This is a genomic window from Rothia sp. HMSC061C12, from assembly GCF_001815755.1.
In the GTDB taxonomy this organism is placed as follows: Bacteria; Actinomycetota; Actinomycetes; order Actinomycetales; family Micrococcaceae; genus Rothia; species Rothia mucilaginosa.
The window spans coordinates 167,427-189,211 of the sequence record NZ_KV821872.1; the positions used below are offsets into that span (position 1 = coordinate 167,427).

The window sequence follows — 21,785 nt, forward strand, 5'->3', positions numbered from 1 at the left end:
GGGTTCTGCGCGCTAGTTCTTCTTGCGGGCGTTAGAACCCTGCGCATTAGAGCCCTGGGACTTCGAGGAGCTGACATCCAGCGGGGGCAGCTCCACGGTAGACGCCTCATCGGTCACCAGCGGAAGGATGCCGGTCTGGCTACGAACCTCAAAGATGCGGCTCATCGCCTGATCAGCGGAGAGGACATCCAGCTCACGATCCACAAAATCACGCTCTAGGTCGTTCTTCTGCTTCTTGCGTGCCGCCTTGGCCGCCTTCTTCGCCTCACGCTTCTGCGCACGCTCAAGCGCGCGGTCGTTGGCGCGGTCCTGCGCGGCAGATTCAGCGTGGGAACCCTCAGTCGGCTCGGCACCTTGCGCTGCGGCGGGCTGCTCAAGACCAAAACCGAAGTACGCCATAATGCGGCTCGCGCGGCCCTTCAAACGCGGCGTCTGCTCCGCGGGCTCTTCAACAGTGCTCTCATGCTCAGCGGTTACAGGTTCAGCAGCCTCGTAGACGGGCTCCTGAATCAGTTCGCGAGTCTCCTCCTCGGAGGGGTCATGAGCGTACACGGCAGGGTCATAGGTGCCGTGTTCGTCAGCAGTGTACTCGTTGGAGGCAGGCTCAACAGATGCTTCAATGCTCTCGTAATCCTCCGCCTGCGCAGAGTCAACGTGGGCAGAGTCAGCGTGAGCAGAGTGCAGGTAATCGACCTGCTGAACGGCCTCAATCGGCTCGTACTGCTCAGCGGGGCTCTCTTCAGCACTAGCCTCTTCGGAGGCGGGCTCTTCAGCCACCTCTTCGCGCTCTGCAACAATCTCAGCGAAAGCGTCCGCCGCCGCACGCTGCGCCAGCTGCTCGGTCGCCTCCACGGGGACGGCAACCACCGGCTCCTGCGGATGCACCGGAACATGACCGGTCGCCACCTCAGACACAACAGACTGCTCAGGCTCAGAGACGTTCTTCTCAGAAACCTTCTTAGAGGCAGTCGCGTGTGCCGTCTCTTCCGCCTCGTGCTCAGCTGCTTCACGCTCTGCAGCCTCACGAGCGGCGACTTCCTCAGCTTCACGCTCTGCAGCTTCACGCTCAGCCGCCTCACGTGCCGCGGCTTCCTCAGCCTCACGCTCCATACGCTCTGCACGTGCCTGCGCACGCTGCTCACGACGCTCCGCAAAACGCTCACGGCCCTGTGCAAAACGCTCACGAGTCGAGGCAGTAAAACTCATCAGACGCTCACCCAAGTTCGGGCGCTCATCCGCAAAACGAGGCAGCTCACGGCTGCTATCCGGCACCAGGGCGCGGCTCAGCAACATACCGAAAGTCACGCCGGCACCCACCGTCAACGCGGTATGCGCCGCAAAAGTCAGCGGCTCAGCACCAACCTCCGTAAAACGACCAATACCCAGGGAGCCGTACGAAATCCAGCCCAGCCACAGGGCACCAAACGACGTCATAATACCGGTCATCACACCCAGCACCACCGCAGAAATCAACGCAGACAACGGGCGGAACGGAACCTTCGGGGCAACCCACTCATCCAGGTGATCCTCGCCCTCACGCAAGAACCACCAGCCAGCAATCGCACCGGCACCCAGCGGCACCAGCAGACCCACCAGACCAAACGTGCCCATCGACTCGGGCACGGCGCCCAGAATCGGAAGCATCGGCAAAGTACCGGCATCGCTACTGGTCAAACCAACCGAGGTACCCGCACCAAAGGAGAAACCGGCACCGGTCGACCACGCAATCGCATAAATCACCAGGTTCGGCAAGAAACCCAGCTGCAGCAGGGTCACCGCGGTATCACCCACAGCGCCCGCGTGCAGCTCCTGGTAGGTGGCAACAATCTGCGACCAGCCCGCCAAAATACCGATACCCAAAAGCACCGCACCCAGACCAATCAGCGCCACAAAAGCAACCACCGCGGCACGCACCACAGCCCAGGCGTACGAACCCGCCCAACGCGAATACTGACTCATCTGCGAAATCTGCTCCGCAGTATCAACACCCACCATGCGCGAGAGCGAACGCGCCTCACGGTAACCACCCCACATCAGACCAGCCACCACAATACCCAAAGGCACCAGGGCAGCATTCAACGCCTGAAGAGGCTGCGGATGCGGGCTCGCCCAACCGTACATCGCCGAACTAATCAGCGCATAGGTCACCGAACCGGACAGCACCGGAATCAAAAACTCACCCTCATACGAGGCGCGCGCCAGGCGACGACCCGAACGGTAGCAGAGCAGCAGAGGCAGAATACTCAAACCCAGAGGCACCAGCGTCATCGTGCCGGCAGAAGCACCAAAAGCAGCCGCAAGATCCAAAGGAACACCGTGAATCAGAAGCCACAGGTGCGCCGACATGGCGGCCACGGAGGAGAACTCCATGTCGCCAAAACCCTTGGTCGCCCACACGGCAGACATCGCCGCAAACACAGCAAGCGCAGAGAACAGGGCAGTAACAATTAGCTCAACAACACCCTGAAGCCACAGAGGCATGGGCATGGAATAACGAGAGATAGGTGAGGTGCTTTTCATCGTCCTTCAATCATGCCACGAATTAACGACGAAACCCGCCTCCGATTAACACTCGAAAGCGGGTTCTCACAACTATTCGCACAGGTATTCATACAGACGCGCACGCGAGGACGCGTATCAGGCGAAGTTTTACTGCTCAGTCCACGGGTTGGAAGCTTCAACACCCCAGGCACGGTACACCTGCGCCTTAGAAGAAATCAGCTCCAAATCATAGGCGCTCGCGCTCGCCGCCATCAGACCCTCCAGGGCGGCGGTAGGCAGCGGACCGGCATCATCACGACCCACGGCATGCACACCGCGCGGCGCCTGACGGCCCGCCCACTCGAGGCTCACGCGCGCATCCACGTTAATAACGTGGTCGCCAAAGCGCTCAAGAAGTTCGGTAATCCAGCGATCAGTTTCCGGGTAGGGGTACAGGCCCTTCAGCTCGCCAATGCTCAGCACAGAAATGTACATGTGCCGGAACGAGCGGCGGCGCAGAAAAGCGACCACGGCGGGGTCTGGATCCGCCTTACGGATCTCCGCAAGAACGTCGGAGTCCAGGAGCATACCGGAGAAATTCATACCCCTAATGCTACGCTACGCGCAGACCGGCGTACTCAATAGCGGGGATGCCCTCGGGGTTGGGCAGAAGAAGGAAGTTCAGGAACTCGTCGCGCTTAGAAGAAATGCGGGAGTAGTCGTCAATGCTGACTGCGGTGTATCCGCCTCGCGCGGGGACAGCTGCGGCACGCAGGCTTTCCTGGTAGGAGCGGGAGGGGTTCAGAGAGATTGCTGCTTTGGTTGCAGAGCCGTTGTACATGTGACAACCTGCGCCGTGAGTGGCGCGATCCTTTCGCGTTGCTCTTGTCTGTACCAATTACCACCGGTTATTCCGGTGGTGAATACAAACCGCTTCGTCATCCGAGCCACCCGTGAACATGGGGTTGGCGTTCGACCATAGTCGGAGCTTATCAGTCGAAACTCTTGAAGCTGGGTTTAGCTTACAGCATTTTCTCAAGTTAAGTAAAGCGTTTTTTGAAAGAGATTTAGATTATTAGCATTTTGGCTTGTGAGAACGTTTTAAATGGCGTGAATTTTTAATACGGTGCGGAATATTTTATATAAATATAGGTGTTTTTATGCATCAAAAACACATCCCGCACACCCACCCGGCGATGACCGGCAACAAGGCGCAAACCCGCACGATACGCGATAATGAGCTGGTGAGCGCCAACAACCCCTTCCCCGAAATTCCCGTCACCGTACCGCAAATCATTCGCCAGGCCGGGCACCGCACCTACCAGCGCGGTGTCGCCTACCAGCGCAACCGCGAAGTCATCCGCTACAGCTACGACGAAGACGAGCGAACCCTCACCGGGCTCGTCAACGGAAGCACCATCATCCCCTACGAAGTGACCATTCGCTTCTTCCCCGCCGTCAGCGGCTCCGCAACCTTCACCGCCCGCTGCACCTGCCCCGTGCTCACCGACTGCAAGCACGCCGTAGCGCTCATGCTCACCGCGCTCGACCGCGCCTCCGTAGCGAAAAAGGCACTCAGCGAACACCCCGGACCGGTCGGCGTACCCGGTGCCGCAGCAAAGGGTGCGACAGACGCAAAGGGATCAGCAATAAAGGAATCAACAGATTCAAAGAGCGCGGATGTTGCGGAGGCGAAGAAAGCCGCCGACCCGCTCGCGGCGCTACGTGCCTCCGGTGCGCTCACCACCGCGGCAAAACTGCCCGCGCCCGATGCAGCGACTGCCGAGCCCGAAAACCCCCAGGGAAGCTTTGCGCTCAACGAGCTAGGCGCCTCCCCGAGCCTGCTGGCAGAGGCATCCGCCACCAAAATCTCGGCATGGCGGCGCGACCTCTCCTCCGTTCTTTCCGCACGTCAGGACCTTGCGGGCATTGATTCAATGCGCGTGAGCGGCGCCCTAGATTTCTCCCTGAGCGTCTCCGGTTCCTACGCACGCGGCCGCAATATGCCCGGCGCAACCCCCAGCATTAACCTGCTCGCCCGCCCGCTCATGGCGTCCAAAACCGGGCGCTGGATCAAGGGCGGACTCAGCTGGGAAACCTTCGCCTCCAGCGTGGGCGGGCCCGTCGGGCGGCACGAAATCTACCCCGAACACGAACGATTCTTCGCCGAGCTCTACTCGATTGCCCGCCCCTGGCAGAACATGTACTCCTCGCACCGCGACTGGATCTCAATCAGCGCTTCTGCCTCCACTCTGCTCTGGGACGTACTCGCCCGCGCGGAGGATATTGGCCTGCCCCTGCTCGTCAACGGTCGCGAAGTGAACTACGCCGTGCTGAGCCCCGCACAGGTGCGCCTGCACGCCGCCGCCAGCGAAGAGAAGCACGCAGAAGGCGCCGGACTGCAGCTTCAAGCAGCGCTCAGCTGGGAAGGACGCGAAGGCGAACTACTGCGCCAGCTCTGGCTGCCCGCCGCCCACTGCCATCCCATCGGCACCCCGCGCACCGGCTTCTTTGCCCTGGGCAGGCTCGCTCAGCAGGAGTACGAGCAGGCGGCGAAGGCGGTGCACTGGAAGACCGCGCGCCCCGGCGCACTGGATGAAGTGGGCCGCGAGTCCTTCGTGCAAAAGGACGCGCAGGAGGCGCCGACTGAGGAAGCTGAGAATAGCGCACCGACGATTGCCCCAGTACAGGGTGAGCGGGTGCGCTACTCCCCCGCAGTACCCGAACTGCCCGAGGGCGTGGAACTGGCGCTCATCCCCCTGGTCGAGCCGCTCGATGCCGCCTCCGAATCGCTCATTAGCGCCGGAACCGTGCACATTCCCGCCGCGGAACGCGCCACGTTCCAGAAGGAGTATCTGCCCGCGCTCAGCCGTTCCATTCCCTCGCTGACCCCCGATCCGGCGCTGGCGCTGCCGCGCGTGAAGCCGCCGCATCTGGTGCTTGAAATCAGCTTTGACGAGCAGGTACGCCACGACGCGCAGCTGAGCTGGCGTTGGGAGTACCCGCTGAACCCCTTCGCGGAGGACAGCACTGATGAAGCTACTAGTGAGGCGAGCGCACAGAATCCTGCGGCCGGCTCCGATGTGCAGTCCCTGCCCGTTTTCGGCTACCCCGGCGAAGAGGGCGGCGAGGTTCGCGATGAGCGTTTTGAGGCGCGCGTGCTGCGTTCGGTGCGCACCATTCTTGCTGCCCACCCGGCGCTTTCCGGGCTGGAGGAGCGCCGCATCGAAGGCTGGGAAACCCGCGAGCTGCTCAGTGCGATTCTGCCGAAGCTTCGCCGTGTTTCCGCTGTTCAGGTGCGTTTTAACGGTACCCCGCCACAGTTCGTGGAGGCAACCGACGCGCTGATTGAAATCACCGTGAGCGAGGGCAATTCTCGTGACTGGTTCGGCCTGGGCATTGCCGTGAAGGTCAACAATTGGACCGTACCGTTCGCACAGATTTTTGAGGCGCTCGACCGCGGGGCGGACCGTATTCTGCTCGGTAACGGCACCTATTTCTCGCTGCGTCGACCCGAGTTTAAGACCCTGCGCACCCTCATCGCGGAGGCTCGCGAACTCGACGATGCGGGCGGTGAGCTGCGCATTAACCGTCACCAGGCGGGGCTGTTCTCTGAGCTGGAGTCGCTGGCGGCGAGCGTGCATACGACCGCGCGGTGGGACGCTCAGGTGCGTTCGCTGCTGCAGCTGGTTGAGGGCCTGGAGGATGCCGAGGAAAGCGCCGAAAAGGACTCTGAAAAGACCTCTGACAAGGGCACTCAGGATTCCCCCGGGCCCCAAAAGACTTCCCGTCGGGTTATCGCTCAGCGCCCGGTACCCACCGGTCTGCAGGCGACCCTACGCCCCTACCAGGTGGAGGGTTTCCAGTGGCTGTCCTTCCTGTATGAGCAGCGTCTGGGCGGTATTCTCGCCGATGATATGGGTCTGGGTAAGACCGTGCAGGCTCTCGCCCTGCTCGCCCACGCCATCGAGGAGCACCGTGCCGCCTCCGAACGTGCCGCCGAGCGCGGTGAGAGCGTCGAGCCGTTCGCGCCCTTCCTCGTGGTTGCCCCGACCTCCGTCATCACCAACTGGGCGGCGGAGGCGGAACGCTTCCTGCCCGAGGCGAAGATCGTGACCATCACCGAAACCACCGCCGGTAAGACCCCACTTGCCGAGCGCATCGCCGGGGCGCACCTGGTGCTGACCAGCTACACGCTGCTGCGCATGGACGAGGAGGCCTACACCGGCTACGCCCGCACGTTAGGCCGTACCGTTGACGAATTCACGGGCGAGCAGTCCGCCCCCGAAGGCTGGGGTGCGCTCCTGCTGGACGAGGCGCAATTCGTCAAAAACACCGGCACCCGCGCCTGGTCCATCGCCCGCGCAATGCCCGCCCGCACCAAGATTGCGATGACCGGCACGCCCATTGAGAACAACCTCATGGAACTGTGGGCGCTGCTAGCAATTGTGGCGGACGGACTGTTCCCCTCCGCCCGTGCGTTCCGTGACCTGTACGCTCGCCCGGCGGAGTCCGGTGAGGACCCGGCGCACGCCGCGGCGACGGCTGCTCGTCTGCGCCGGCGCATCCGCCCGCTCATGCTGCGCCGCACCAAGGAGCTGGTGGCGGCAGAGCTTCCGGCGAAGAACGATACGCGCGTGAACCTGCCGCTGGCTCCCGGTCACCGCCGCATCTATGACACGCACCTGCAGCGTGAACGCCAGAAGGTGCTGGGTCTGCTGGAGGATATGGACAAGAACCGGTTCACGATCTTCCAGTCGCTGACCCTGCTGCGCCGTCTGGCGCTTGATGCCGCGCTGATTGATCCGGAAGCCTACGCCGGGGTGTCGTCGGTCAAGCGTGACTACCTGGTTCAGCAGCTGCCCGACCTGCTCGAGAAGGGCCACCGCGTGCTGGTGTTCAGCCAGTTCACCGGCTATCTCAAGAGCATTTCGGCGCGCCTGGCGGAGGAGGGCATCGGCCACCTATACCTGGACGGTTCGACCCGCAACCGCGCCGAGGTTATTGAGGCGTTCACGAGCGGTCAGGAGCCGGTGTTCCTCATTTCGCTCAAGGCTGGCGGTTTCGGTCTGAACCTGACCGAGGCGGATCACGTGTTCATCATGGATCCGTGGTGGAACCCCGCCGCCGAGCAGCAGGCGGTGGACCGTATTCACCGCATCGGCCAGGACAAGGAGGTGCACGTCTACCGCCTGGTTGCCGAGGGCACGATTGAGGAGAAGGTCATGCAGCTCAAGGAGTCGAAGGCGGCGCTCTTCGATGCGGTGGTCGGTGAGGGCGAGTTCGCCTCCGCGGCGGTGACGGCTGAGGATGTGCGCGAGCTCTTTGCGCCGGCTGTCGAGCGGTAGCCGCCCTTCAGCCTGAGCGGTAGCCGCCCTCCAATCTGAGCGGCAGCCCTCGAGTCTGCTGATATGTCTGACGCCGGTCATTTTTCGCCATTTGGTTACGCCTCGGGCTAGATTCATACCTGATTCTGCCGTGGCCCTTCTCAACGTGGGGCTCTGAGGCGTAGCCTTGAAGGACTGCTTACGGAGGCGCCGCCTCCCCATAGATTCCAAAGGAGCATCATGAGCTACAACGTACCCAACGTAAAGTTCAACGACGGCCGATCCATTCCGCAGCTGGGCTACGGCGTGTGGCAGGTTGAGGACGAGGTCGCCGAGAAGGTTGTGGGCACCGCCCTGGAGACCGGCTACCGCCACATCGACACCGCCGCTATTTACGGCAACGAGGCGGGCGTGGGCCGCGCTATCGCTAACTCCAACGTGGCTCGTGAGGATATCTTCCTCACCACCAAGCTGTGGAACTCCGACCAGGGCTACGAGAGCGCTTTTGAGGCGTTCGAGGCGTCCTTGGAGAAGCTGGGCACCGACTACGTTGACCTGTACCTGATTCACTGGGCTAAGCCGCAGCAGGGCCTGTACCTGGATTCCTGGCGTGCGCTGATTGAATTGCAGAAGCAGGGTAAGGTTCGTTCGATTGGTGTTTCGAACTTCCCCGAGGAGCAGCTGCGCGAGATTATCGAGGAGACCGGCGTAGTTCCGGTCATCCACCAGATTGAGCTGCACCCCTACTTCTCGCAGGAGGCGCTGCGCGCCGTTCACGCCGAGTACGGCATCGCGACTCAGGCATGGAGCCCGCTGGGCAACGGTAGCGACCTGCTGCAGAACCCCGTACTGGCTGAGATCGCGGAGCGCCACGGCGCAACCCCCGCGCAGGTCGTGCTGGCGTGGCACCTGGCTAAGGGCACCGTGGCTATCCCGAAGTCTGTGACCCCCTCCCGCATTGAGGAGAACCTGGCGTCGGTGAACGTGAAGCTGACCGCTGAGGACATCGCGGCTGTGGATGCGCTTTCTACCCCCGAGGGTCGTATTGGCGCTGACCCGGCGAATATCGACTTCTAAGGTATAGCTCGGGCGTAGAGCTCGAATCGAACCTACATAAAGCCCCGACAGGCAAAGATAGTGCTTGTCGGGGCTTTATTGTGTTCTCGAGCTTGAGTTTTAGCGAACGCTCATTCTTGGATTGCTCAACAGGTCAGCGACCGCTCCCGTTCTCCCCCACTAGTTCTCGTCCTCTACCAGCAGGGAGAGGGAGATGCGGCGGCGCACCGGGTCGACCTCCACCACGCGAACCTGCACGATGTCGCCGCTGCGCACAATATCGTGCGGGTTCGCCACGTAGCCGCGGCTCATCTGCGAGATGTGCACGAGGCCGTCCTGGTGCACGCCAATATCCACGAACGCGCCGAATGCCGCCACGTTCGAGACGGTACCCTCGAGCACCATGCCGGGGCGCACGTCCTCGAAGTGCGAGACGGACTCGGAGAAGCGGGCGGTGCGGAAGCTACCGCGCGGGTCCAGGCCGGGGCGGCGCAGCTCGGCGAAGATGTCCTCGACCGTGTACACGCCGGCGGTGCCTTCCGCACTCTCCGGCATGTGGCCGTCCTGCTCGTGGCTGTCCTGCACGTAGTCGGCGGGGTTCAGCCCGGCGAGCGGGTCGGTTCCATCCGAGGTACCCAGGGCGCCGGCAACCCAGTGGGCGCCGTTGCGCGCCTGCGCGTCGGCAATAATGCGGCGCGCGAGCGGGTAGGCTTCCGGGTGCACGGCGGAGGCGTCCAGCGGCTCTTCACCGCCGCGGATGCGAATAAATCCTGCCGCCTGGCGGAAGGTTTTCGCCCCCAGTCGCGGCACGTTCAGCAGCTGCCGACGGTTCGCGAAGGCGCCGTGTTCGGTGCGGTAGGCGACGATGCGTTCGGCGGTTGCGGTACCCACGCCCGCCACGTGTGCAAGCAGCTGCACGGAGGCGCTGTTGAGGTTCACGCCCACGGCGTTCACGCAGTCTTCGACGGTGTCGTTGAGGGCGCGGCGCAGGGCTGCGGGCGGCACGTCGTGCTGATACTGGCCCACGCCGATGGACTGCGGGTCGATTTTGACGAGCTCGGCGAGCGGGTCCTGCAGGCGGCGGGCAATGGAGACGGCGCCGCGTACGGTCACGTCGTAGTCGGGCAGCTCGGCGGCGGCGAGGACGGAGGCGGAGTAGACGGAGGCGCCCGCTTCCGAGACGGTCACCTTCTGGGGTGCTTCTGCGCCTTCCTCGCGCAGGGTGCGGATCAGTTCGCTGGCGAGCTTGTCGGTTTCGCGGCTTGCGGTGCCGTTGCCAATGGCGATGAGTTCCACGCTGTGCTCGCGGCAGGCGGCGGCGAGCTCGCGCAACGCCTCCTCCCACTGATTGCGCGGGGCGTGCGGGTAGACGGTGCCCACGCGCAGCGGCTCACCGGTACCGTCGACCACGGCGTATTTCACGCCGTGGCGCAGGCCCGGGTCCAGGCCGAGGGTGGTCTTGTGTCCGGCGGGTGCGGCGAGCAGAATATCGCGTAGGTTGGAGGCGAACACCTCGGTCGCGTGCTGTGCGGCGGCGTCGAGTAGCTGGTGGCGGATGCGTTCGGCAAGGCGCGGGCGCAGGTGGCTGCGCCATGCGGTGCGCACGGTGGCGGCGAGCCAGCCGAGTATGCGGTCTTCGTCGTCGACGGTGTTGAGCACCTGCACGGGGATGCGTAGCGCAGCGGCAACTTCACGCTCGTATGCAGAACGGACGTTCTCGTAATTTTCGGCGGCAGCCTCAGCTTCAGCGCGGGCGGCACCGCGCAGGCGGCTGAGCGCCACGGGGGCGGGTGCCACATCCACCTTGAGGCGCACCACGCCGGCATCCTTGGCGCGGTGCAGCGCCAGCACGCGGTGCGGCGGAATGGAACGAATACGGTCCGAGAAAGCGAAATAGTCGGAGAACTTCGCGCCAATGCTTTCCTGACCGGCAATCACGCGAGACTCGATCACGCCGCCTTCACGCAGGCGCTTGAGGAGCTTTTCACTCAGCACCGGGTCGGTGAGGGCGCGGTCAACCAGGATTGCGCGGGCACCGTCAAGGGCCTCTTCGGCACTGTGAATCTGCAGGGCTTCATCCGCCTCTGCAACCTCAATACTCTCGTCCTCGTCGCCCTCGTCGTCCCCATTGTCTTCGGTGCCGTCGGTAATGTATGCGGCGGCGATGGCGTGTGCCTCGGCGAGGGGCACCTCCAGCAGGTCTTCGACGAGGGAATCAAGCCCGGCGGCACGCGCCATCTGGGCACGGGTCACGCGCTCGCTGCGGTACGGGGCGTAGATGGCGTTCACGTCTGCGATAGTGGCGGCGTTCATGAGCGAGGAACGCAGCTGCAGCAGGGTGAGCGGGTCAATGAGGCCTTCGTCGGCGCGTTCGGTGAGCGCTTCGAGCACGCGGTTGCGGCGCTCTTCGAGGGCGCGGAGCTGGCCCAGGCGCGACTGGATGGTGCGCAGCTGGGTGTCGGTGAGTGCGCCCGTTGCTTCTTTGCGGTAGCGGGCGATGAAGGGTACGGAGTTGTCGGCGTCGAGCAGCGCCACGGCTGCGCGGATGCGGTGCGGCGCGATGCCGGTTTCTACGGCGAGCGCGTTATTGAGGTGCTCGGCAGGCTGCTCAGTCTTGCCGCCGGTTTCGTGTTTTTCGCGGTGTGCGGCGCTGCTGGGTTCGTTGCCGGCGGCACTGCTGGGCGCGGGGTGTGCAGTTCGATCCGCGCGCGGGCGGATGCTGCTCGGGAGGGGGTGTTCGCTCATCTTTCCAGTTTCGCATATTTCGCCGCGGCTCATGGGTTGGCCGGTAATGCTGGGATAAGAGTCAGCGCGGGGCGTATTTTGCTCGCCTGTGCGGGTGCGGGTAAGCGTATTTTTCCACCGTATCTTCTGGTGCAGAATACGCCCCTTTGTGCACGTTTTACCCTGTGGGTGCGCTAAACGTTGTCATCTTTTCGTAAGAAACCGTGTTAGGGGTTCACGTATTTGAATAGTACTTAGTTTCAGCGATAAATTTAGATAAAAGAGCATATTTTTTTGAAAAAATATCTCTTATTCGTGCAGATAAGAGCTGGACTCACACCACGCAAACACCCTTATCTGCGTGCACACGTTCAGGGTTTTCGGCAGCACGGTACGACATGGTGCCGCCACATCCCGCAGATGAAAGAGGGACCCATGCGCGAACAAGCCGCGCTATCAAACGCGCCGGAGGGCTACTTAGATTTTCACGACGAGTACGCGGAACTCATCGCCGAACTCGCCGCGCTGGGGTTCACCCCTACCCAGGTTCTCCGCCGCCTCAATTTTCTGTACCCGCACATCAACAAGAAGCACCTGAACTATGCGCTGGACTCCGGCATCTGGCAGTTTGGCCCGGTCACGGCAGACGCCCCGAGCTACACGGTGCTCGCATGCGGCCTCTGGTACGTTTTCGCGGAAGCCTACGATCTGCCTCCGGAGCCCGAGTACGCGGCGCTGATTCTTGATTGCGATATTATTCACGACCTGCCGCCCGCGCTGGAGGCACGCCACTTCAGCAATGAAGACATTGCGCACGTTCTGGCGAAGATCGGCGCTACGCTCAAGTACCTTGCCGCACACCCCTACTCCCAGCTGGAGGAAGAAGCCTACGCGCAGACCCTCGAGGACATCCGACTGCGCGGCGTGAAAGAAATCGGCACCGAGGGCGGTAGCCTGTACACCCTGCTTGCCGCCAGTATGGAGGGCGAATCGGCGTGGCCTGCCCCCGCACAGACGGTCAACGATTACCTCGGCGACGGCGACTGGTCCCTGGGCATGCTCCGCACCGGCATCTACCCGGCGGAGGCGCTCGAAAACGAGTGGTATATCGACGCCGCGGCGGTACCCGAGGATTTTGCGCCGAAGACTCTGAGCCTGTTTTTGAGCTATTGCGCCCGCTACGACCGCGAGCCGACGGCGCTGAACTACGGCTACTGGTCGACCATTCCCACTCTGATTGGTGAGGTGCCGCCGCTGGGTGCGGTACGCGCCAAGTTCGGCTCCTGGCAGACGACTCTGCATCGCGGACGCACGCAGATTGCCCGCGAGCTGCGCCTGTGGACGAAGAACGAAGCAAACGCAGCTGCCGCTGAGTCGAACGAGGCCGAGGCGAGCGAGGCTGAGGAGCTTGAGCTCCTCGATGCTGAGCTAACTAACGCTGACGCTGAGCTGACTAACGCTGAGCTCCCCGAAGCAGAACTAGCAGAGTTGGATACCCCGGACGCATCCCCTGCGGGCGCTCCCGCAGAACCGGCGGAACCGGCAGAGCCCGCGCGTCTGAGCGCCCGCGAACTCACCGAGCAGGGCATCGGCGTGGTGCAGACCGCCCACACCAACCTGGCGGCGTACCACCGCACCCAGTGGGAGCAGACGGTGGAAGTCTTCGGCGAACGCCTCGCGCAGCTTGCCTGGAACCGCCGTCTGAGCACCTACTACTTCTTCGACGGAGCCTGCCTGGAAGATGCCGACCCGACCCCCGTGGTGACGGTTTTCCGCTCCCCCACCGGTTTCCTCTGCGAGCTTGAACCCACCGTCGAGGCGCTGCCCGCCTTCGACCCGGAGTTCCTGCAGGAGCACGGCTGGAGGCACCCGGTACCGGTGCATGCGCTGTGGAATCTGCACGCGCTCGACCCGCTGGAGGCAGCTGCCGCCGTCATTGAGGCGATGCGTTCCGGTTGCGGTTGTGAACGCTGGGATTTCTACCGCACCGATGATGACGACGACCCGCTTGCCGAAGAGGCTGAGGCGGCGCCCCTCTAAGCGCGCACTCCCGCGAGCCTCTCGAGTTCATCCCTGGAGACAGCGAAAGCCCGCGTCCCCCGCTCCCTGAGAGGAGCAGGTGACGCGGGCTTTACGCATGCGCTGATAGCCGGTACCGAGATAGCCGGCGTGGCTTAGCGTGCCGAGAAAATCTCGGACGCCTCCACAATCGCAATCTGCGCGGTGCGGGTCGAGATTGCTTCGTGGCGGCGGGCATCAGCGCGGCGCTTGAAGACCCAGCCGATACCCAGAATCACGAACCAGACGGGCATCGCGAGCAGACCCATGAGGGTTTCCTCGTTCATGGTCAGCACACCAATGGTGAAAGCGAAGAACGCCAGCGACAGCCACGCAGAGAAACGGCCGCCGGGCAGACGGAACTTCGACTTCTTGTGGCGCGAAGGGAACTTCTTGCGGTACATCAGGTAGCTGACCATAATCATGGCCCACGCAAAAATCACGAGCACCGCAGCCACGGTGGTGACCAGGTTGAACGCGCGAGAGATCGAGTCACCCGCGTAGAGCAGCACAATCGAGGACAGCAGCATCACGGCGGAAAGGAACAGCGCGTTACGAGGCACGCCGTTCTTAGAGATCTTGCCCAGGAACTGCGGTGCGCTGCGCTCGCGCGCCAGGCCGAATGCCATACGCGAGGTAGAGAAGATACCGGAGTTCGCCGAGGAGGTTGCGCTGGTAATCACCACGAAGTTGATGATGTGCGCGGCGATGCCCAGGCCCGCCAGAGTGAACATGGCGACGAAGGGGCTCTTATCGGGGCTGACCAGGCGCCAGGGGGTGACCATCAGGATGACAGCGAGCGCGCCCACGTAGAAGACCATAATACGTACCGGTACAGCGTTAATTGCCTTGGGCAGGGTCTTTTCGGGGTCCTGGGTTTCTGCTGCGGTGGTACCGACGAGCTCTGAGCCCATGAACGCGAAGACGGCAATCTGGAACGCGCCGAGGAAGCCAATGAAGTGGTTGGGGAACATTCCGCCGTCATTCCAGAGGTTTGCGACGGATGCCTGCGCGCCACTGGGCGAGGTGAAGCCGACGGCGATCATGCCGCCGCCAACGATAATCAGGGCGACGATGGCGACGATCTTAATCATGGAGAACCAGAATTCGATTTCGCCGAAGTTCTTCACGGAGACCAGGTTCAGGGTCAGCAGAACGCCGATGACGGCGAGCGCCGGGATCCATGGTTGCAGGTCGGGCCACCACATGTGCAGGTAGCCGACGATTGCGATGATATCCGCGACGGCTGTGACCACCCACATGAACCAGTAGGACCAGCCGAGGAAGAAGCCCGCCATGGGGCCGACAAGGTCGGTGGTGAAGTCAGAGAAGGACTTGTACCTCAGGTTGGAGAGCAGAATCTCGCCCATAGCTCGCAGTACCAGGAAGATGACGGCGCCGATGAGCATGTACACGAAAATAACTGAGGGACCCGCCATGGAGATGGCGCGGCCGGAGCCCATGAACAGGCCGGTGCCGATGGCTCCGCCGATGGCGATGAGCTGGATGTGGCGGTTGCTCAGACCGCGGTGCAGTCGCTCTCCCTGTTCGGGAGCTTTAGGATTCAGGCTGACGTTGTTCTGTTCAGTCACGACGTCCTCTTTTCAGCGGTTGTACCCCGTACCGCATGTGCCGTTACTGGAATAAGAATCGCTAGATCGCAGCAGGCACGGTCACTGTATGAATATGCGGCCATTAGCTTGCGGGGCGTCCCCGGATTTCGGGGCGAGGCTGGGTCTCTATCAAATACCGCGCGGCATTCGGAAGTGTCACGCTATCGATTGACGCGGAGTTTTTCTGAGAGCTCTCACAGCTACTTGGATAGTTATTCTACAGGTGTTAAGTGCAAGAAAACAGGATTTACAGCAAAAATGTGACCTGTTTCTATTATTTACGTCATATCAAGCGACGTAAAAAATGCCGTCCGGAACGTAAACAGGCAGGCACGAGGGCACGCGTAAGCCCCGCCTCCGCATCCTAAAAGAATGCAGAAACGGGGCTTACACACAGCACTACCGGAGCGCCACAGAAAGAACAGAAACTACTTCTGACCAGCCTTGTCAGCAGCGTTTTCAACAGCCAGCGCACGAGCACGCTTCGCCGCGTGGCGGCGGGTCAGAATCTCGTAGCCAATAGCCAGAGCGATAAACCAGATGGGGGTCAGCGCCAGGCCGATTGCGGTGTCCGGGTACAGGCTCAGGGCGTAGACCATGACGGCGAAGAAGACCAGACCAAACCAGCTCATGCCAATACCCCAGGGCATCTTGTACGCGGACGCCTCGTGGCGCTCCGGGAACTTCTTGCGGTACACCAGGTACGCAATCAGGATCATGCTCCAGGTGAAGATACCCATCATCGACGCCACGGAGGTCACCACGGTGAACGCCTCCATGATGCCGCTACCGGCATACAACATGACCAGACTAAACAGCAGCATCACGGTGGTCAGGTACAGGGCGTTGGCGGGCACACCGTTCTTGGTGAGCTTACCCAGTGCGGAGGGGGCGGCACCGTCATGCGCCAGACCGTAGACCATGCGGGAGGTCGAGAAAATACCGGAGTTCGCCGAGGACGCCGCGGAGGTCAGCACCACAAAGTTCACCAGGGAGGCGGCAACAGCAATGCCAGCCAGGGAGAACATGCCCACGAAGGGGCTCATGGACTTATCCAACTTGTCCCAGGGGGTGACGGCGAGGATGGTCAGCAGCGGCAGCGCGTAGAAGAGGCCAATGCGGAAGGGTACCGCGTTAATTGCCTTGGGCAGGGTGCGTTCAGGGTGTTCGGTTTCCGCCACGGCGGTACCGACCAGCTCAGCACCCACGAAGGCGAAGAGCGCAATCTGGAAGGCACCCAGGAAGCCCGTCAGGCCCTGGGTAAAGATACCGCTACCGGAAGGGCCGGGGCGATCCCAGAGGTTTGTCACGGAGGCGACGGTACCGTCGGGCGCAGTGAAGCTAAAGGCAACCATGAGCGCACCAACAATAATGAGGGCGACAATAGCGACGATTTTAATGACGGCGAACCAGAACTCGATTTCACCGAAGTTCTTCACCGAGGGCAGGTTCAGTAGCAGCAGAGCCACGATAACGGTCAGCGCCGGGATGAAGGCTGGGATTTCCGGCCACCAGTATTTGATGTAGCCGGTAATAGCAATGACGTCCGCGATACCTGTGACGACCCAGAAGAACCAGTACGACCAGCCGACGAAGAAGCCGGCGCGCAGACCGAGGATGTCGGTAATGAAGTCGGTGAAGGACTTGTACTTGGGGTTGGAGAGCAGAATCTCGCCCATGGCGCGCAGAACAAAGTAGATAACGCTCCCGATAATCGCATACACAAAGACGATGGAGGGGCCGGTCAAGGCGATGGTCTTTGCCGAGCCGAGGAAAAGGCCGGTGCCGATGGCGCCGCCAATAGCGATCAGCTGGATGTGTCGGTAGCTTAGTCCGCGCTGGAGCTTGGAGTGCTCTGCTTCGGAGTCTAGGCCGGTGACGGAGTTATGCGGCGTTGGCTGCTGTGTCACGTATTCCTCTTTCCTGCGTCGATTCGCCCTAAAATTCACTCGGGGGCGAGTCCGGGTGGCTGGTATTCATACATAATCCTGAACGGCGCGCCAGGAGGCGGTTCCCGCGCTTCCCGAGCCGGCGCGGTGCGCTTGGGCTTGTGGGCTCCGATTTCGCGGGGCTTCCGATTTCTTGCATCGCCGATAAAAGGTTATGCAGAGAATGCATAATTTCAAATTTTACCCCCTCATACCCACACAAGTACAAGGAATACAACATCACCAGATTTTTGAGACGGGGCGATTGAGACGGGACGAGCCTGTGGCATCCCTCAGCCTTCACCCGAAACACGCCCCGTATCACCCTTAGATCACACCCCTTCTCTGCAGGCTTCTGCCGGGTTTTCAAAAAATATTTAGAAACTTTACGTGTAAAACTTTACACGGCGAGAAACCGGGTCTAGAGTAGAAACCGTTCAACAAAAACCTAACCAACCAACTACAGAACAGAAGGACAACATCATGAGCAAGTTCTCCAACGCAGCACTGCGACTCACCGCCGGCGCACTCATCCTCGACGCAGGCGTCAAGAAGCTCAAGGCAGACGAAGGCACCTACGCCTTCCTGCAGCAGATGGCGGCAACCGGTGTTCCCGCAGTCTCCAAGCTGGACGCAGCAACCTTCGGTAAGCTCATCTCCGGCGCAGAGACCGCACTCGGCGCAACCCTGCTGACCCCCTTCGTCCCCTCCCGCCTGGCGGGCGCAGGCCTGACCGCATTCGCGGCAAACCTGATGACCATGTACTTCCGCAACCCGGACATGCACGACGCAACCTTCCGCCCCACCCAGGACGGCCAGCAGCTCGCAAACAACATCGTGCTGCTCGGCGCAGGCCTGGCACTGCTGGGCTCCAAGAAGTAAGCCCCACAAACTAAACTCACTCAACAACCTCACGAAAGTGCGGCGGGAACAGTATTCGTTCCCGCCGCACTTTTGTATGCGTGCTGAATTTCTGCGTTTCTCAGACCGGCATGCTCCCGGCTAGTTCAGTCTCACGCCCGGCTAGTTCAGCGTCACGCCAGCCCCGCACGCCGCGAAACCGCACGGTATAGCGGCGCTACGCTATTCTTTTAGGTATGTCTACTGAGAACACGCAGCCTAGCCAGGCACCCGAATCCACCGAAGAAAAGGCCAAGAAGCCGGTTCCCGAGGAATTCTTCCGCCAGCCCTACTCCTTCGTCCGCCGCGGCGACCGCCTCACCGCGCGCCGTCAGAAGGCGTGGGACACCTATTCCCCCACCCACGTGCTGGACATTCCGCGCCTGCGCACCGACACCTCCGTCGCGCCTGAGGCGACCTTCGACCCGGATAAGATTTATGGCCGTGAGGCGTACCAGGTCGTCGAGATCGGTTCCGGTCTGGGCGAGGCAATCGTGCACCGCGCAGCTGAGGTGCCCGAGGCGAACTTCCTCGCCGTTGAGGTGTACACCCCCGGCATCGCGGACCTGCTGCTGAAGATGGGCAACGCCGGCGTGGAGAACGTGCGTGTAGCTCAGGCGAACGCGCCCGAGCTGCTCGACAACATGCTTGAGGAGAACTCCGTGGACGAGCTGTGGGTGTTCTTCCCGGACCCCTGGCACAAGTCCCGCCACCACAAGCGCCGCCTGGTGTCCCCGGCGTTCGCTGATAAGGTTGCGCGCGTGCTCAAGCCCGGCGGCATTTGGCGTCTGGCGACTGACTGGGAGGAGTACGCCCTGGTCATGCGTGAGGTTCTGGAGGCGCACCCCGACTTTGAGAACGTGAACCCGGGCGCCGGTGCGACCGAGGAGGATCCGCTGGGTGGTTGGGCTCCGCGTTGGGAGGGCCGTACTCTCACCAGCTTTGAGCGTAAGGCTCAGGAGGCGGGCCGCCGCGCGCATGATCTGACCTACCGCCGCAAGTAAGCGGGTCAGCGTTAGCGAGAGTTACCGCCAGGTGATTTCCCGCCACCGCGCAAAGTGCATACGTTAAAGCAGGTGAGGCTCCCCGATCATTCGGGGAGCCTCACCTCCTTGTGTGTGGGTCTGAGTGCATGCGGGCGGGGGTCTACCCTACCTCGCTCGCGCGGCGCTAAGACGCACAAGTCTATATGGGCGGCTGACCAGCTCAAATGAACTAGAAGCGAGCTAGAACAGCCGAACCGTTTATCCCAGTGTAGCGGGTTTAACCGGTTTAGCGCTGCGGCTTCGCATCATCCGCCGTAGCCGACTGGTGACGCTGACGGTACAGCACCACCGCCGAAGAACGCTGACGAGGCGCCGGGCGGGTACCGCGGGCAATATGCACCACATCGCCACTGGTACCGGCTGCGAACACGCGCTCCACCATGCCCAGTTTCACCTTCGCATCCTCAACCTGACGCTGCAGCGCCGCAATCTGCTCCTGCTGCTCCTCCACGAGGGACTCCAGCTCAATAATGCGGCGAATACCCTCCAGGGAGACGCCCTCCTGCGAAAGCTGCTGAATCTGCTGCAGACGGTTCACGTCACGCTGCGAATAGCGGCGCGCCTTACCGGGCGCACGCGAAGGCTGGACCAGGCCGATGCGGTCGTACTGGCGCAGGGTCTGCGGGTGCATGCCCGCCAGCTCAGCCGCCACAGAAATCACGAAAACCGGCAGGTCCACGCTGTGCAACGGCTTGCCGCTACGGGACTTAGATGATGATTCTCGAGATGCCATGGTTTACTTCGCCTTCTTCAACAGATCCTTACGCGGGTTCTCCTGCGGTGCCAGTTTTACGAACTTATCGAATGCTTCCTGCGCCTCTGCACTCAGCTCGGTGGGCAGAACAATCTCCGGGATGACCAGCAGGTCGCCGTCGCCGCCCTTAGCCTTGAAGCCGCGGCCCTTAGCGCGCAGTCGGCGGCCGACCTGGCCGGGTGCCAGGCGCAGCTTCACGGTGGATGCGTCCGGCAGGGGCACCTCAATCACTGCGCCGTCGACGGCCTCGGCGAGGGTGACGGGTGCGCGCAGAATCAGGTTGTTTCCCTCGCGAGAGTACACGGAGTCATCGGAGACGCGCACGGTGACCTTCAGGTCGCCGCCGCGCAGGCCCTTGCCGCGCAGGCGGACCTTCTGGCCGTCCTTAATGCCTGCGGGGATGCGCGCCTCGGTGTGGGAGCCGTCCGGCAGGAACACGGTCACGGTTGCGCCGGTGTATGCCTGGGCGAGGCTGATGCGGGTGCTGGTGGTGCTTTCTTCGGGGGCTGCGTGCTGTGCGCCGCCGAAACCGCCGCCACCCATGCCGCCGAAGTCGGCGCTGGTGAAGCCTGCGGAGCGTCGGGAGCCACCGGCGCTACCACCGAAGAGGCCGCCGAGCAGGTCGTCAATGTTGATGCCTGCGCCGCCGTTGCTGAAGCCGCCGAATGCGTCCGCGCCGGGGTAGCCGGTGTAGCTGCCACCGCCGAAACCGCCTCCGCCGAAGCCGCCCATGCCAGATGCGCCGTAGCGGCGAATCTGGTCGTACTCTTCGCGCTGCTTCTTATCGGAGAGCACGTCGTATGCTTCCGAGATTTCCTTGAACTTCTTCTCTGCTGCGGCGTCGCCGGGGTTCAGGTCCGGGTGGTACTTGCGGGAGAGCTTGCGGTATGCCTTCTTGATGTCGCTTTCGCTTGCGTCTTCGCTGACACCCAGTGCCTTATAGAAGTCGTCGGTTAGCCAGTTTTCACTTGCCATGTTGTGTTTCTCCTTCTGCGGTGATGCGCCGCCCTCCTCGGTTACGGGACGGCTTGCAGGGGCACCGCGTGCTTGTCTTAATACTCTATATAAAAGTTTAGTCTACTTGACTCAATTTTGAAAGGGCTGAGCCCAAAAAATAGCGCCCCTACAAGCCTTTAACCGCCACCACAGCTCGCCAAAACCCGCGCCAACACACCGGGTATAACAACCCCGGCAGAACAGGCGCACCGGGCGAACAGTCCAAGCCAGCAGCCCAGGCAAACAACAGGGCGGGCACTCCCCCATCAGGGAGAGCACCCGCCCGTCGTTAGTTATTCAGCCATTGCTGAGCCGACCACCTTACGGTGCGACAGCCACAGCCACCTGAGCGGTACGAACCACGCGGTCGTTCACGCGGTAGCCGTATCGCAGGACCATGGAGATGTGGTCCTCAGCTACCTCGTCGGTGGGCTGCTGCAGAACAGCTTCGTGGATGTTCGGGTCGAAGGCGTCGCCTACTTCACCGAAACGCTCCACACCCTGCTTGCCGAGCAGCTCTTCGAGCTTGGTAGCGATGGAGGCGAAGGGGCCGTCCTGCAGGTCGCCGTGCTTGCGTGCGGCGTCGATATCATCGAACACCGGCAGCAGTGCGCCGACCAGGTCACTGATGACGAAGAGTCGCAGCTGCTCCTTTTCGCGAGCGGTGCGGTTCTTGTAGTTGGTGAACTCAGCCTGCAGGCGAAGCAGGGAGTCCAGGCGCTCTGCGGCGAGTGCCGCATCCGCAGATTCTGCTTCTACAGCGTCCTGGAGCTCAGCCTCGACGGCTTCCGCAGCTTCTTCGGTGGTTTCGACCGATTCAGCTTCGGGGTGGCCTTCCGCTGCGGGGGCGTTGAATGCCTCCTCCAGCGGGTCGGGGGTGGTGTTTTCCTGCTCAGCCATGA

The 21,785-nt window shown here is 62.2% G+C and carries 14 protein-coding genes and 1 riboswitch; of the genes, 5 read left to right on the top strand and 9 right to left on the bottom strand.

Annotation, left to right across the window (positions count from 1 at the left end; all coding sequences use genetic code 11):
- Positions 1 to 12: 12 nt before the first annotated feature.
- The 3 genes from HMPREF3055_RS06905 to HMPREF3055_RS06915 form a co-directional block, all read right to left on the bottom strand.
- On the bottom strand, positions 13 to 2,481 hold the full coding sequence (locus HMPREF3055_RS06905; RefSeq protein ID WP_246826912.1) for a cell division protein PerM: 2,469 nt from the start codon (positions 2,479 to 2,481) through the stop codon (positions 13 to 15).
- A gap of 168 nt (positions 2,482 to 2,649) precedes the next feature.
- A complete protein-coding gene (locus HMPREF3055_RS06910; RefSeq protein WP_005508979.1) occupies positions 2,650 to 3,084 on the bottom strand; it encodes a PIN domain-containing protein in 435 nt (144 codons plus the stop codon).
- A gap of 10 nt (positions 3,085 to 3,094) precedes the next feature.
- Entirely contained in the window at positions 3,095 to 3,322 is a 228-nt protein-coding gene (locus tag HMPREF3055_RS06915) for a nuclease PIN (RefSeq protein WP_070634187.1), read from the bottom strand.
- 35 nt (positions 3,323 to 3,357) lie between these two features.
- A riboswitch (SAM riboswitch) is annotated at positions 3,358 to 3,492 on the bottom strand.
- Between the two features lie 185 nt (positions 3,493 to 3,677).
- On the opposite strand from HMPREF3055_RS06915, the gene HMPREF3055_RS06920 reads away from it, so the two are divergent.
- Entirely contained in the window at positions 3,678 to 7,829 is a 4,152-nt protein-coding gene (locus tag HMPREF3055_RS06920; protein ID WP_070738696.1) for a DEAD/DEAH box helicase, read from the top strand.
- 219 nt (positions 7,830 to 8,048) lie between these two features.
- Positions 8,049 to 8,885, top strand: a complete 837-nt coding sequence (locus tag HMPREF3055_RS06925; RefSeq protein ID WP_070738673.1) for an aldo/keto reductase — start codon at positions 8,049 to 8,051, stop codon at positions 8,883 to 8,885.
- A gap of 159 nt (positions 8,886 to 9,044) precedes the next feature.
- Here the strand turns inward: HMPREF3055_RS06925 and HMPREF3055_RS06930 are convergent, their stop codons facing one another.
- Entirely contained in the window at positions 9,045 to 11,609 is a 2,565-nt protein-coding gene (locus tag HMPREF3055_RS06930) for a helix-hairpin-helix domain-containing protein (RefSeq protein WP_070738675.1), read from the bottom strand.
- Positions 11,610 to 12,023: 414 nt separating this feature from the next.
- Here HMPREF3055_RS06930 and HMPREF3055_RS06935 point away from each other — a divergent pair, with 414 nt between their 5' ends.
- A complete protein-coding gene (locus tag HMPREF3055_RS06935) occupies positions 12,024 to 13,628 on the top strand; it encodes a dehydrogenase (RefSeq protein WP_070738677.1) in 1,605 nt (534 codons plus the stop codon).
- Positions 13,629 to 13,762: 134 nt separating this feature from the next.
- Here HMPREF3055_RS06935 and HMPREF3055_RS06940 read toward each other — a convergent pair whose 3' ends face one another.
- Together HMPREF3055_RS06940 and HMPREF3055_RS06945 are read right to left on the bottom strand one after the other, a co-directional pair.
- Entirely contained in the window at positions 13,763 to 15,238 is a 1,476-nt protein-coding gene (locus HMPREF3055_RS06940) for an amino acid permease (protein WP_070634191.1), read from the bottom strand.
- 449 nt (positions 15,239 to 15,687) lie between these two features.
- Complete coding sequence (locus HMPREF3055_RS06945; RefSeq protein WP_070738679.1) at positions 15,688 to 17,169, bottom strand: amino acid permease; 1,482 nt, start codon at positions 17,167 to 17,169, stop codon at positions 15,688 to 15,690.
- Positions 17,170 to 17,670: 501 nt separating this feature from the next.
- On the opposite strand from HMPREF3055_RS06945, the gene HMPREF3055_RS06950 reads away from it, so the two are divergent.
- Complete coding sequence (locus tag HMPREF3055_RS06950; RefSeq protein ID WP_070738681.1) at positions 17,671 to 18,069, top strand: hypothetical protein; 399 nt, start codon at positions 17,671 to 17,673, stop codon at positions 18,067 to 18,069.
- A gap of 215 nt (positions 18,070 to 18,284) precedes the next feature.
- Positions 18,285 to 19,091 carry a tRNA (guanosine(46)-N7)-methyltransferase TrmB gene (trmB, locus tag HMPREF3055_RS06955; RefSeq protein WP_005506786.1) on the top strand — a complete coding sequence of 269 codons (807 nt, stop codon included), beginning with the start codon at positions 18,285 to 18,287 and terminating at the stop codon, positions 19,089 to 19,091.
- A 268-nt stretch (positions 19,092 to 19,359) separates the two neighbouring features.
- Here trmB and HMPREF3055_RS06960 read toward each other — a convergent pair whose 3' ends face one another.
- The 3 genes from HMPREF3055_RS06960 to HMPREF3055_RS06970 all read right to left on the bottom strand — a co-directional run bounded on the left by HMPREF3055_RS06960 (position 19,360) and on the right by HMPREF3055_RS06970 (position 21,783).
- Positions 19,360 to 19,866: a heat shock protein transcriptional repressor HspR gene (locus HMPREF3055_RS06960; protein WP_070738683.1), complete on the bottom strand. Its 507-nt coding sequence runs from the start codon at positions 19,864 to 19,866 to the stop codon at positions 19,360 to 19,362.
- Positions 19,867 to 19,869: 3 nt separating this feature from the next.
- On the bottom strand, positions 19,870 to 20,862 hold the full coding sequence (locus HMPREF3055_RS06965; RefSeq protein WP_070738685.1) for a DnaJ domain-containing protein: 993 nt from the start codon (positions 20,860 to 20,862) through the stop codon (positions 19,870 to 19,872).
- A 342-nt stretch (positions 20,863 to 21,204) separates the two neighbouring features.
- On the bottom strand, positions 21,205 to 21,783 hold the full coding sequence (locus tag HMPREF3055_RS06970) for a nucleotide exchange factor GrpE (RefSeq protein WP_070738687.1): 579 nt from the start codon (positions 21,781 to 21,783) through the stop codon (positions 21,205 to 21,207).
- Positions 21,784 to 21,785: the final 2 nt, after the last annotated feature.